General features: G+C 39.2%; 13 protein-coding genes and 4 tRNA genes. All 17 read right to left on the reverse strand.

What is annotated here, in order from left to right:
* Nucleotides 1-115, reverse strand: a 115-nt coding sequence (locus tag AC1PJ9_RS02635) for a GTP-binding protein (protein WP_041172161.1), incomplete at its 3' end; no start/stop codon positions are given.
* A gap of 159 nt (nucleotides 116-274) precedes the next feature.
* Nucleotides 275-349: transfer RNA gene (locus tag AC1PJ9_RS02640), tRNA-Thr, on the reverse strand.
* A gap of 13 nt (nucleotides 350-362) precedes the next feature.
* Nucleotides 363-438 (reverse strand) — tRNA-Gly (locus tag AC1PJ9_RS02645).
* A 36-nt stretch (nucleotides 439-474) separates the two neighbouring features.
* Nucleotides 475-558: transfer RNA gene (locus tag AC1PJ9_RS02650), tRNA-Tyr, on the reverse strand.
* Nucleotides 559-614: 56 nt separating this feature from the next.
* A tRNA-Thr gene (locus AC1PJ9_RS02655) sits at nucleotides 615-690 on the reverse strand.
* Between the two features lie 98 nt (nucleotides 691-788).
* Complete coding sequence (gene trpE, locus AC1PJ9_RS02660; protein ID WP_031952251.1) at nucleotides 789-2,282, reverse strand: anthranilate synthase component I; 1,494 nt, start codon at nucleotides 2,280-2,282, stop codon at nucleotides 789-791.
* A 108-nt stretch (nucleotides 2,283-2,390) separates the two neighbouring features.
* Nucleotides 2,391-3,059 (reverse strand): phosphoglycolate phosphatase, encoded by a 669-nt coding sequence (locus tag AC1PJ9_RS02665; RefSeq protein WP_263612765.1) that lies wholly within the window; start codon nucleotides 3,057-3,059, stop codon nucleotides 2,391-2,393.
* Between the two features lie 65 nt (nucleotides 3,060-3,124).
* Nucleotides 3,125-3,754, reverse strand: coding sequence for an FHA domain-containing protein (locus AC1PJ9_RS02670; protein ID WP_311086970.1), 630 nt, complete (start codon nucleotides 3,752-3,754; stop codon nucleotides 3,125-3,127).
* A gap of 40 nt (nucleotides 3,755-3,794) precedes the next feature.
* Nucleotides 3,795-6,071 carry a type II secretion system secretin GspD gene (gene gspD / locus AC1PJ9_RS02675; RefSeq protein ID WP_311086971.1) on the reverse strand — a complete coding sequence of 759 codons (2,277 nt, stop codon included), beginning with the start codon at nucleotides 6,069-6,071 and terminating at the stop codon, nucleotides 3,795-3,797.
* A gap of 41 nt (nucleotides 6,072-6,112) precedes the next feature.
* Nucleotides 6,113-6,955 (reverse strand): type II secretion system protein N, encoded by an 843-nt coding sequence (locus tag AC1PJ9_RS02680; RefSeq protein ID WP_311086972.1) that lies wholly within the window; start codon nucleotides 6,953-6,955, stop codon nucleotides 6,113-6,115.
* Nucleotides 6,955-7,698, reverse strand: a complete 744-nt coding sequence (gene gspN / locus AC1PJ9_RS02685; RefSeq protein WP_212260002.1) for a type II secretion system protein N — start codon at nucleotides 7,696-7,698, stop codon at nucleotides 6,955-6,957. The genes AC1PJ9_RS02680 and gspN overlap by 1 nt, the downstream gene beginning before the upstream one ends.
* 331 nt (nucleotides 7,699-8,029) lie before the next feature.
* Nucleotides 8,030-8,356: an H-NS histone family protein gene (locus AC1PJ9_RS02690; protein WP_002053185.1), complete on the reverse strand. Its 327-nt coding sequence runs from the start codon at nucleotides 8,354-8,356 to the stop codon at nucleotides 8,030-8,032.
* A gap of 194 nt (nucleotides 8,357-8,550) precedes the next feature.
* Nucleotides 8,551-8,991 (reverse strand): acyl-CoA thioesterase, encoded by a 441-nt coding sequence (locus AC1PJ9_RS02695; protein WP_263612760.1) that lies wholly within the window; start codon nucleotides 8,989-8,991, stop codon nucleotides 8,551-8,553.
* A gap of 7 nt (nucleotides 8,992-8,998) precedes the next feature.
* Nucleotides 8,999-10,192 (reverse strand): heme biosynthesis protein HemY, encoded by a 1,194-nt coding sequence (locus AC1PJ9_RS02700; protein ID WP_263612759.1) that lies wholly within the window; start codon nucleotides 10,190-10,192, stop codon nucleotides 8,999-9,001.
* A 9-nt stretch (nucleotides 10,193-10,201) separates the two neighbouring features.
* Nucleotides 10,202-11,041 (reverse strand): hypothetical protein, encoded by an 840-nt coding sequence (locus tag AC1PJ9_RS02705; RefSeq protein WP_311086973.1) that lies wholly within the window; start codon nucleotides 11,039-11,041, stop codon nucleotides 10,202-10,204.
* Between the two features lie 8 nt (nucleotides 11,042-11,049).
* Nucleotides 11,050-11,817 carry a uroporphyrinogen-III synthase gene (locus tag AC1PJ9_RS02710; RefSeq protein WP_311086974.1) on the reverse strand — a complete coding sequence of 256 codons (768 nt, stop codon included), beginning with the start codon at nucleotides 11,815-11,817 and terminating at the stop codon, nucleotides 11,050-11,052.
* 4 nt (nucleotides 11,818-11,821) lie between these two features.
* Nucleotides 11,822-12,739: a hydroxymethylbilane synthase gene (hemC, locus tag AC1PJ9_RS02715; RefSeq protein ID WP_263614937.1), complete on the reverse strand. Its 918-nt coding sequence runs from the start codon at nucleotides 12,737-12,739 to the stop codon at nucleotides 11,822-11,824.
* Between the last annotated feature and the right edge of the window lie 30 nt (nucleotides 12,740-12,769).

Raw genomic sequence — 12,769 nt, forward strand, 5'->3', positions numbered from 1 at the left:
TTTTTGCACAAATAGTTGCAATCGCAGCAGTTAAAGTTGTTTTACCATGGTCAACGTGACCGATTGTACCCACGTTTACGTGTGGTTTATTACGTTCAAACTTGGCTTTAGCCATGATGATCTTCCTCGTTTACGTCGAACCAACTACAAATGGCACTGAGCTAACTCAGCTTATCGACATATCGCCTAAAAAACAGACACCCAATACTTGAAAAGCAGACTATATAGCCTGCTTTTTGAAAACTTTGTGAAAATCCACTCAAACTTTAATATCTGGAGCTCTTATCGAGATTTGAACTCGAGACCTCTCCCTTACCAAGGGAGTGCTCTACCACTGAGCTATAAGAGCGACTATCCTTCGATGGAGCGGGAGACGAGGATCGAACTCGCGACATGCAGCTTGGAAGGCTGCCGCTCTACCAACTGAGCTACTCCCGCAACGTTGGTAATAACCACTTCATTCGAAGTTTAGGATGGTGGTGAGAGAAGGATTCGAACCTTCGAAGCTTTCGCAACAGAGTTACAGTCTGCCCCCTTTGGCCGCTCGGGAATCTCACCAATATCGCACTTATCTACAGTGCTGTTCTTTACTCATTCAACTTAACACTTTAAAATGGTGCCGGCACACGGATTCGAACTGTGGACCTACTGATTACAAGTCAGTTGCTCTACCAACTGAGCTATGCCGGCGTTTCTTAGTGTTTCGTACGTTTCGTATCGGAACGGTGTGCAGTTTAGCAAAACTTCCAAACGATGCAAGCGGTTTTTTAAAAAAAACCGCTAAAAACTCATAAAATCAATCCGTTTGATGATAATTCAACCGCTTTGATCACTGCGCGAGCTTTTATTTGGGTTTCATTCCACTCAGATTCTGGATTTGAGTCAGCAACGAGCCCTGCTCCAGCTTGCACATACACTTTTTTATCACGGATAACGCAAGTACGGATTGCAATCGACATATCCATTTCACCATGCCAACCTAAATATCCCACTGCTCCACCAAAGACACCTCGTTTCACAGGCTCTACTTCATCAATAATTTCCATTGCACGAATTTTTGGGGCGCCCGATAACGTTCCTGCTGGGAATGTCGCTTTAAACACGTCAAGCGCGTCGATATCATCACGCACTTCGCCTTGTACATTTGAAACAATATGCATGACATGTGAATAGCGCTCAATCACCATTTGATCCGTTACTTGGACCTTACCTATTTTTGATACGCGTCCCACATCATTTCGACCAAGATCAATCAACATTAAATGTTCAGCAATCTCTTTTTCGTCAGAAAGCAAATCTTTTTCCAGAGCAATATCTTCTTCTTTAGTTTTACCGCGTGGTCTGGTTCCCGCTAAAGGCCGAACTGTAGCAATGCCATTTTCTAAACGAGATAAAATTTCTGGTGAAGAACCAACAATATGAAATGGTTTCTTATCAGTAATCGTTTGCCCTTGAACTAAAAATAGATAAGGCGAAGGATTTAAATGACGTAATGCACGGTAAACCTGTAAAGCTTCACCATCAAAATCAGAAACCATGCGCTGCCCTGGAACAACTTGCATCACATCACCAGCACGGATGTATTCTTTAACTTTTTCTACTGTCTCTAAGAATTTTGCTTTACCAGTAATAGATTCAAAATGAGGAGGTGTATGTGGCTTCGCTTGTAAACTGACTGGTGTAGCCAACAGTTGTTCTAATTGATCTAATTTTTGCTGTGCATCAGCATAGGCATTACTCTGCTCTGCATCCGCATGAACAATTAAAAATAACGTATCTTTAAGATTGTCAAAAACGATAACTGTTTTTGAAAGCATCAACCACAAATCTGGAAGCGTAATTGGATCGGCTGTAGGAACATTCTTTAAACGTGGCTCGATATAACGGACTGCGTCATAACCCAAATAACCTACTAATCCGCCAGTAAAGGTTGGCAAATCCGGTAAGAGCTCGGCTGGAGGTACTTTAAATTGTTTTTGGAATTCACGAATGTATTGGAACGGATCTAGACAATCTTGTTGTGTAATTGACCCATCAGCATGCTGTATAGATAAGACACCAGCATTGCAGGAAAAAACTGTCGATTCACCCAATCCAATCATAGAGTAGCGCGCCCAGTTCTCTCCACCCTCAACCGACTCAAATAAGTAAGCTTGTGTTTGGTCTTTAAAGCGGGCAAAAACTGATAATGGGGTTTCTGTATCTGCCAAGCGTTGGCGATAAACTGGAATAGTGTTGTAGCCAGCAGCCTTAAGTTGCTCGAATTGCGCTAATGTTGTCATGAATCTTCTCTAATATGGTTTCGATTTAAAAGTGTGTTTTTCTAGATTCGGTTTAGACACGCCATCGAAAAACCATACGCTTATTCATTCTTATCTCCATTTTCTTCATTAGACAATTAACTCAGCAAGACTATCAACAACTTGCTGAGGTTGGCAATCATAGATATTTTCTCCATGATTATAGCCATAGCTAACCACAATACAATCAATTCCGGCACGGCGTGCAGCTTCAATATCATTACTTGAGTCACCAATCATTAACGATTGTGAAGCAGATGTCTTTAGGCTTTCCATGCAATGCAATAATGGCAGTGGGTGTGGTTTTCTTTCAGGTAAGCTATCTCCTCCAAGTACAACTTGGAAATAAGGAGAAAGCTCTAATGCATCTAGTAACCCTTGAGCAAGTTTGACAGGCTTATTGGTCACACATGCCATTTTAATATTCAAAGTTTGACAATGTTTTAAAAATTCAGGTACGCCTGGGTAAATTTGAGTATTCACACAAAGCTCTGCACCATATATGTCTAGAAACTTTTGCAATAAAACTTTATGTTGTTCAGCATCTAGTTTCCCAAACAAATGAAGCAAGACACTTTCACAAAGTTTTGAAGCACCCTTACCTACCCATTCACGTATTTGTGCTTCTGTTACTAATGGCCAACCGAGTGTTTGCAGACTTAAATTCATAGACCGATATAAATCGGCAGCGGAATCCACCAAGGTTCCATCCAGATCAAATAAAATTAAATCGCGCTTACTTAGTTGTGCAACAGACATTTTCTTCTACTCAAAATTAAAAAGGCATGCGTTTAGCATGCCTTGATTGTAAAAGCACCAACGAATTATTTAAAGAATAACCATGCTAATACAGCCAAAATCACTAAAATAATAATAGTGATTAAACCAATCGAAGCATTCTTCTGCTGCTCTTTTTCTTCAGCAACACGAGAAACAGGCTCATCAAAAGTAACAGGTGATGGTTGTTTTACATTGACATCCACACCCTCTGGAATAGGTGCAGGCTTTGGTATAGAAACATTCTGCGGCATACCATCGCGGCGAACTTCTGTTTCTGCAGCACGCTCTGCAAGGCTTGGCATTCCTTGATCACTTAAGTCTTGTGTTGGTGCAGCAGTTTGCACTGGTTCTGCTTCGATTTCAGGTAAATCGAGATTTTCTTGAGTAGGTGCTAAAACTGAGAATTTAAAACTCGCAAACTGAACAATATCGCCATCATGAAGCTGCTTTTCTTGCTCAATACGAATATCATTTACAAACGTGCCATTTGATGAATTAAGGTCTTGTACCCATAGCAATTGGTCTTTTAAAAGCAATGCTGCATGGCGACGTGAAATTTCAGCGGCTTGTAATAGCAAATCGGCATCTTGGTGGCGTCCCACCAACATATCACGATCAACACTAATTTCTTGACCAGTAAATTCACCAGTAATTGCTTGTAGTTTCCAAGTCATGCCTATGTCCTATTCATTTTTTATCAATCATAACATGCTACTACGGCGCTGTGCTTGGACGCAGTGTCGTAGTTGTTACTGTATTTTTAGTTCGATTCACTTCTGGATCAGGCAATTGCAATGTCTGCTTTTGAACTGTTGGCTCTACTGCTACAGGTGTTATTACTGTCGTCGTTTTTCCGCCTGAAGGAACTTGTTGATAATTTTTTGGCTGAGAAATAATACCTGGAGGTGTCATTTTTTGATTGTAAACATCATCAACCTGCTCAGGTAGTTTTGCAAAATTACCGTTCTTATCCATAGCTAATTGCAGGCTATACAGCTGGTTATAGCGCTGCTGAGTCAAACGACGTACATCATTTGCGTCACCAACAATCGTCGGGTGAATAAAGACGAGAAGATTACGTTTTACATTACTTCTGTTATCTGATCGGAACAATCGTCCAACATAAGGGATACTGCTTAATCCAGGTATGCCTTGTCTTGAAAGTGATGTGTCATCTGATACCAAACCACCAAGCACTACAGTTTGTCCATGTTCAGCTAAAACAGCCGTTTTAATAGCACGCTTACTCGTCACCAAGTCAGCTGCTTGTCCACGACTATCTTGAACAGCAGAGACTTCTTGCTCTACCTCCAGACGAACCGTACCGCCTTCACCGATATGTGGAACAACTTTTAATGTCACACCAACATCTTTGCGTTCAACAGTTGTATAGGGATTGATACCTGTACTATTGGTAGTGACCGACCCAGTGACAAATGGAACGTTCTGACCTACAACAATATAAGCCTCTTCATTATCCATCGTCACGATAGATGGTGTAGAAAGTAAGTTTGATTTTGTATTGGCTTTGAGAGCCTGAATTAATGCACCATAGGCCTTACGAGAGTTATCAAAATTACCCAATCCTAAAGTTGCACCATTACCTTTATTAGCTCCATTAGCGATAGCAGATGCAGCTCCAGCCGAACCACCCGATAAATAACCAGCAGCGATAGAAGATAAACTCGCCCCTACATTACTAAAGCTAAGTAAACCAATCCCACTAGATAAATCACCGAGTGCCCATTGAATTCCAAGTTGATCTGCATCATCTCCAGATACTTCAATAATTGCGGCCTCAATAAGCACTTGTTGACGACGAACGTCTAGTTGTTGAATCGCTGATTCAATTTCACGCATTAATTGTGGATCAGCCTTAACAACCAATGAGTTTTGAGCACTATCTGCAATGATGCTTACACCATTTTGGCTAAAGCTAGAGATATTGTTCTGATTATTATTGTTTGAATTACCATTTAGGTTAATTGATGGAGTAGATATTGAACTGCCATTGGAACCTGATGTGTTTGAACCAGAGTTCTGGTTATTCCCAATCAAATTATTCATCGAATTCGATGAGTTAGATGAATTCTTATTGTTACTGGATGAAGATACTGCCTGACCAGTGACTAAACCTTGCAAAATTTCTGACAGGCTTTTAGCACTTGCGTATTTCAAACGGAAAACTTTTAATCCACCTAAACGGTCAGCAGAAGGTACATCCAGCATTTCAATCATGTGGCGAATGCGCTTACGTGTTCCTGGATCGCCTTTGACTAAAATACGGTTGGTTCGATTATCAGCAATAATACGAATACGAGCACCGCTGAAATCTTTCGATGCTCCTGTTGCACTCATCGCTTCAAGTTGAGTGATAATTTCTTCTGCTTGGCTCGACTGAAGGTTGATGGCTTCAATATCGTTCTGCCCAGTTCCGTCTAAGTTACGGATAATATTTTCAAGCTGATAGATATTTGCCGCGCGGTCCGAAACAATTAGTGCATTAGTCCCTGCAATCGCAGCCATATGCGCAAATTGAGGCATTAAAGGGCGCAGTGCTGGAATTAAGTCATTTGGATTGGTATTTTCAAGCCAAATCACTCGTGTAACGATTTGATCACCGCGAACCTTATTTCGAGAATCGTAAGGAATTCCTGAGTTTTTAACATTGCTATCTGGCACAAGCTTAATCGTATTACCAGAAGGAATCGCAACTACCCCATTTACATTTAAAACCCCAAGAAATAGGTCATAAACCTCATCTTTATTTAATGGTTTATTCGAAATGACTGTGACATTACCACGCACTCTTGGATCTACAGCAAAGTTCTTTCCTGTAATGTCTGCAACTTCATTAATAAAGGCAGTTAAGTCAGCATCACGTAAATTGATCTTCCATGTTTGGGCATAGGCACTGCTACTCACTGTCGCAATCAATGGGGCTGCTGCAAGTAATGCCCAAAGTGGACGTTGATGATTCAATAAAGCCATAACTCGCGATATTTCCTAACTCTTATGGTGACGTGTTATCACTAAAAATTTTGTTGTATGGTCATCACTTGATCACCACGTTTTATTTCTATTTTCACTTGTCCTGCTCTACGAGCTTGTTCAAGTAATTGCACATCCGTTTGCCCTTGCCCAACCGTTTGACCATTTAAAGAGACAATTCGATCGCCAGGCCTTAAACCTAACTTATTTCTAAGCGCAGACGGTGTACGTTCTGTAACTTCATAACCTTCACTTGAGTTGCCACTGACCCCCATATCTTTGAGGTACTGCTCTCGGTTACCTTGCATCTGCTGAATCGCTTGCCCTAGAGCCTGTTGAGTCGTATTTACAGGTGCCGTAGGTTGAGACGGTGTAGCAGCAGGTTGTTGTTGTGAAGCATCTGGCGTCATAGGTTGATATAAACCATTTGGCAAACCTTTAAACTCAAGTTCGCGAGTACTGCCATTTCCTTGACGTAATACCACATGATCCCAATAAACTTCTGCCAGTTGGTAAGAAGTAGAACCAATAGTTTCACCAACTCGATAACGCTCAGCAGTATTATCAATTTTAATAACAGCTGAAGAAAAGCGGTTTGGATAACCCACCATCACGCCTTGTAATTCTAGATTCACATTTTCCTGAGCCGCATTGGCAGAAGGTTCATTAAAAAGTGAAAAAGTACTAATGTTTGGTATTTGTGGCTGCTGGGAACCGAGTTCTACCCGATCAAACTGCATCATTTGTGGAGGAGCAATCACCAACCAAAAAAATGAAGCCAATTTCCAACACAACCATAAAATTAAAATGGCTAAGACGACTACACTGAGTCGATCTAATTTTTGCCATTGTAATTGCTGTAATTTATCAAGCCATGCTTTCATTAGTTACCACCTTGTAATAATGGTTGGCGAGAACTAATGACAAAAGTATCTAAACCAGCTTTTCCGTCATAAGATGGAACATTAAGCAATAAACGCTGTGTGAGTTGAACATCAAGCATCATATTGGCATCAAGTAAAAGATTCGCCATTTTTTGATTTCGCTGATCACGGATGTCAACTTGTAGCTGTCCATTTTGGTCAGCCAACTGCCCACTTAAAGAAGGCATGTTCATACGATCTTGACGATCACCAATATTATAAACTAGTGCTCCGCCACCCCAATGCAATTGCCCATCAACCGCTGCAAAGCCCTGCTCTTTTTTATAATTAAATTGGATATCTTTAAGTTGAATGCTGTTTACAGGCCATTGCCAGTTCACAATCTGCTTCAGTGTTTCTGGAGCAACTTGACCATTCATATTTCGTACAATTACTTTTTTGCCAAAACCATATGCCATGATTCCTGCTAATTGCGTATTACCACTATGAATATCAACATCTGCAGCAAAGCGTAATAAAAGTAAATCTAGCGGTCTGGTTTTCCAATGGATGGTTCCTCGTAAAGCACCACGATGCCAGTCAGCTTGCCCCTGCCAGATATTGCCACTTACATTATGGACAGTTTGATTATTCTTTGAAAATTTAGAGATAAGCCAAGTCGCCGGAATCTGTAAAATAATAAAAATTAAAAATGCAATGAGGGCAAAAAACCACCACTTCCATTGCTTAGACTTTTTCTTCATTCAGCCTTACCAACATGCAAATTATCGTCCTTATATGAGAGTTCCTCTCTAGTCTGACATTATGCATACTTTTTCAACATCGCCAATTCACTTCATATAAAAAAACCAAGCAATCAGGCTTGGCGTCTTCTTAAAGACTATAAGTTGTACGTATGACAAAATCATGAAAATTGACGATTGATCTTACTAAATGCAAATTTAGTCTCAACAATGTATTTATTTAGGAATTTAAACACTTTATTGAATACTTCCTTTTTAAAATAAAAGTTTTATTTCTTTTTAAAATAAAAAAGCCAAGCTAAATCGCTTGGCTTTTTAAGAGGCAATACAATTAGATTAAGAAATCTTCAAGTTTTGCACCTTTTTCAATTTCAGCAACTAACCAACGTGGTTGTTTACCGCGACCAGTCCAAGTCTCTTCAGAGTTGTTTTTGTTACGGTAGCGTGGCTCTACAGATTTACGTGTTGTTTTCTTACGTTTTTGAGCACCAAACTCAAGAAGTTGTTCAACACTAAAACCTACATTTTCTGCAATCTCGATAATTTGATTATAAGCATCTTCGATTGCTTGATCTTTTTTGCTTGCAATTAAAGCTTCTGCTTCTTCTTGTAAGCGTTTTAACTCTTCAACAGATAATTCACTAATATCCGGTTTCATTAATAAATACTCCAGTCTTACAGACAATTCAAATAATACAGACAAAATTTAAAAACATTAAATCATAACCAATAGTATTTATAATCTATTCAATAAGCAATAGTTTGAAAGACAAGTTCGTCAGAATAATGCTATAAATTTACTTTTTAATTACATTAATAATTATAATTGAAATATATTTTCTTAATATTTATTTAAGCTAAATGTATTAAGTCATGTCCTACTGATTTTTCTAATTCAATAATTTTACTTTTTACTTCATTTGGTATTTCACATTTTAATCCTGTCATTTTATCTATACAGACCATTACAGCTTCACCTGTAGCAACGATTTGCTGCTGTGCCTCACTCCATAATATATAAGCCATACGGAATGCACTATTGCGCATCTCCTCTACGCGAACCCCTACTTTTAATACATCTGGATAAAACACGGGTTTTAAATATTTGCACTGACTTGAAGCAACAACAGTATATATATTTGGGGTCAATATATTTACATTTTCCATATATAAAATACGTGAGCTTTCAATATATCTATAATACTGTACATTATTGACATGACCAAAAGCATCCATATCTCCCCATGCTACTTTCTGGTCGTATATTACAGGGTAGACAGACAGTTCTTTCATTTTTACCTCAAATTTTAAATTTTAAAAAATTCGCATCATTTTCAAAGATTAGGTTTAACTGTTTGATTAACTCATCATCTTCTTTTAAGGTTGATTTAATACGTAAATAGCTCATTAAAATATTATCTGGGTATAAACTTAATAATATTTCTGCTTCAGCTTGACGCTCAGTTGCCATGTAAACATGCCATTTTGCAAATGTTAAAACCGGCAAACTCATATATTGAGATTCAAATTGATTAATCTTTTCCTCAACATCCGCATAGTCAGGAACCTGCTTAAGCAATTGCTGCTGAAACCACAAATAAAACACTTCTGGATCAAATTGCTCTTTGAGAAGATGCAAAGTTAATGTTTCATGCTGAATACTCATTTCCGGCATACGCGCCAAGAGTTTTAGCCATAGTAATTTACTGCTATAAGGTCGAGTTTGAATTTCAGACTCTAAATCTAGATAGCGCTGTTGCAGTGCATGTAAGTCATCAACTGAAGCTTGATCGAACTGTTGAAGAAGTTGCTGTAACCATAAATCACGATGCTCAGCGTCTAATAATCCATATTTCATCGAACGCAAATATAACCATGGTTGCTGTAAAGCAAGCTGTCCCCATAACGCAGTTAATCGCTGTTGATATGCTGTCTCGATCTCTTCAAGCCACGGCGATAATTGATGCTGATATAAAAACTCAAGATGAGTTAACGCGCGCTCAGCTTCATTTTGAGCTAAAAATATTTCAATACGCTGTAATTCTGCCAATTCAAAAGCCATAGGTGGAGATTGATCCAAAGCATCTAATGCTTTTTGATAATCTCCACTTAAAACCAAGAATTTGGCATCAATAATATTTTTTAAAAGTCCTGACTGGGTAAAAACTCGTTCGATAAAGACGCGTTGATCTTCGGCAGCTTCTAATAGCCAGACAATACCTAATTGCTCATAAGGATGAAGATTTTTAAACTGAAAAATATTTTCTCTTTTTCTTTGTTCACGAGAAGAATAACGTTTAATCCACAGCCATATTAACTGAGCAATAAAACTCATCACGACAAAAGTAAGGACTAATCCCCACACATTTGTTTGCAATTGCAATTGGCGCCAGTAGATATAGACATAACCCATACCGTAGCCATAGCTCAATAAAGCTAAGGCCGCAAAAAGTACCAAGCTAATGACAAGATAAACCCACAGGAGATGTTTCATATGTCCTCCTTATGGGCCAAGTAGGCCAAGAGTCGATAGTTTAGGCACAGGCACGATAGATAAGTGAGACACTTTAGCAATACGATTTTTCAACTGCTGACTGGTCGCATCTGGCATTTCATTTAATTTCTGCATTACTGATTGCAGCTCATTTTGATACTCTGCCATTTTTCCTTGATTTAATGCCTGCTCAGCAATTAATAATCTTAATTGCACTTCTTTCAGCACCACACTTCGATTCATTAAATTAATAGACGGCGTTTCTACTTTTTCAATGCGGAACCATTTCTTCCACCAAGATACCGACTCGGATTGATCCATCTCAAGTTTAGGCCGAGCCAATGCTTGCTGAATATTTTTATCAATAGTTTGTAGTAAATCATCAATCAATTGATGACGCTGATTTTGAGCAATTACGTATTGTTGTATTGCCTGTTTATCCTGTTCAATTGCCTGATTTAAGCTGTGTTGCAATGTTGGAGCAATTTCATATTGAGGCAAGGATTGTTGTAGCTGAGTTAAATGATCCACCGCATAAATAAACTGCTGTTGATCGATCGCAAACTGAATTAAATCTAATTTTTGCTTAATGACTACCGTTGGCGTAATACCAGAATGAATAATCTCATTATTTGTTGAAGGTGCTGTTTGAACACCAGTACTCGGCTGGGACTGTATTTGCCTTTTTAAAGCCACCAATTGATCATTCAAATTGGCATATTGTTGTTCCGATTGCAGTAAACTTTGCTGAAGCTCTGGAACAGTACGAGAAATTTGCCACATATCGTAACTGAGCTTAGCCAACCAAGCGATGCTCAGCAAAATGATGATAGAAACAAGTTTTCTCATACAAATCCTTATAATGCCTGAATGTGATGAATCATCCCCGAAGGCGATAAATTTTCAAGTTGAATAATGTGAAAATGAGCCTGTTGCTGATCGCGATATTTTTTAACAAGTTGAAAAAGACGTGGTCCTAAAACCAAATATACACAATCAGGTTGTACATTATTTTTTAAACAAAGCTCTAACCAATATTTCCAGCTTGCCTCACTGGTAATTAAGACAAGCCATTTTTCTAAATTATAATTTGAATTCTGTGCCAGATGTTTGAATGTTGAATATGAAACTTCTGGGCACTGCCGATGATATAAAACAAAATTTAAAATCTGAATCCCTTGCTGCTGCAAATTATCCATCATAAATTGGCGTCCGCCTTCTCCCCTCCAAAAAGCCACGCTACCCGTTTGCGGCATATTATAGAGAATAGGTAAAGTGAGCATGCCTTCGGAAGTTTCCACATCTGGAACATGTACGTCAATTCCATATTCATGGAGACGATTCGCCGTAGCTTGTCCGACCGCAATCCATTGAATATGTTTTAAGTTATCTAACTTTAAACCACTTTGCGTTAAGTACTGCATACCTACTTCAACAGCAGTGGGGCTCACAACTACAATCGCTTGTGCATCTGTCAACTGCTGATAGAGTTGAAAGAGTGATTCTGAAAAAGGTTGAGCAACCAGTTCTAAAAGAGGTAAAGACTCGACCTGATACCCCTTATTTTGCAAAGCTTCCGTTAATTCAGCTGCACGTGAGTCAGGTCGGGTATTAATAAACAACATGGCGTTAGTAAAGAGCCTTTAATAAATCGCCCGCACCTTGTTCAAGTAAGTTTCGAGCAAGGTTCTCACCTAACTGCTGAGCATTATGAGCTTCATCTGTCATTTCAGCACGTAATAATGTTTGCCCATCAGGACTACCTACACGGCCTTCAATATGAATTTTGCCATCTTGTAAGGTTGCATAACCTGCAATTGGTACCTGACAACCACCTTCAAGATAGGCATTAAATGCACGCTCAGCACGTACACACACATCAGTCTCTGGATGTAAAAGAGGCTGTATTAAAGCTAGTACTTCTTGGTCATCTGCACGGCATTCCAAACCAAGAGCCCCCTGTCCAACAGCAGGTAAGCTTACATTTGGCTCGATACAATGACGAATACGTTGTTCTAACCCTAAACGCTTCAAACCAGCGCTCGCCAAAATAATCGCATCGTATTGACCATCATCTAGCTTAGATAGGCGAGTTCCAACATTGCCGCGCAAATCAATAATTTGTAGATCTGGACGTTGTTTTAAAATTTGTGATTTACGACGTAAGCTTGATGTGCCAACTCTCGCCCCTTGCGGTAAGTCAGCAAATTTTTCAAAAGTATTTGAAACAAAAGCATCTAATGGGTCTTCACGTTCGCAAATAACTGCCAGAGTTAAACCTTCTGGTAGTGCCATTGGCACATCTTTCATTGAATGTACAGCGAGATCCGCACGACCATCTAAAAGAGCGGCTTCCAACTCTTTAACGAACAAGCCCTTACCACCAATTTTTGCTAAAGGTGTATCTAAAATTTTATCGCCCTGCGTGACAAACTTGACCAACTCTACCGTTAAATCTGGGTGAAGCTCCTGCAAACGGGCACGAATATGTTCTGCCTGCCAAAGAGCAAGTGGGCTTTGTCGTGTAGCAATTTTCAAGGTTTTCATAAATTCAAGCATGGGCTGGTCAAACAATAC

It is taken from the genome of Acinetobacter sp. 70_2 (genome assembly GCF_056736115.1).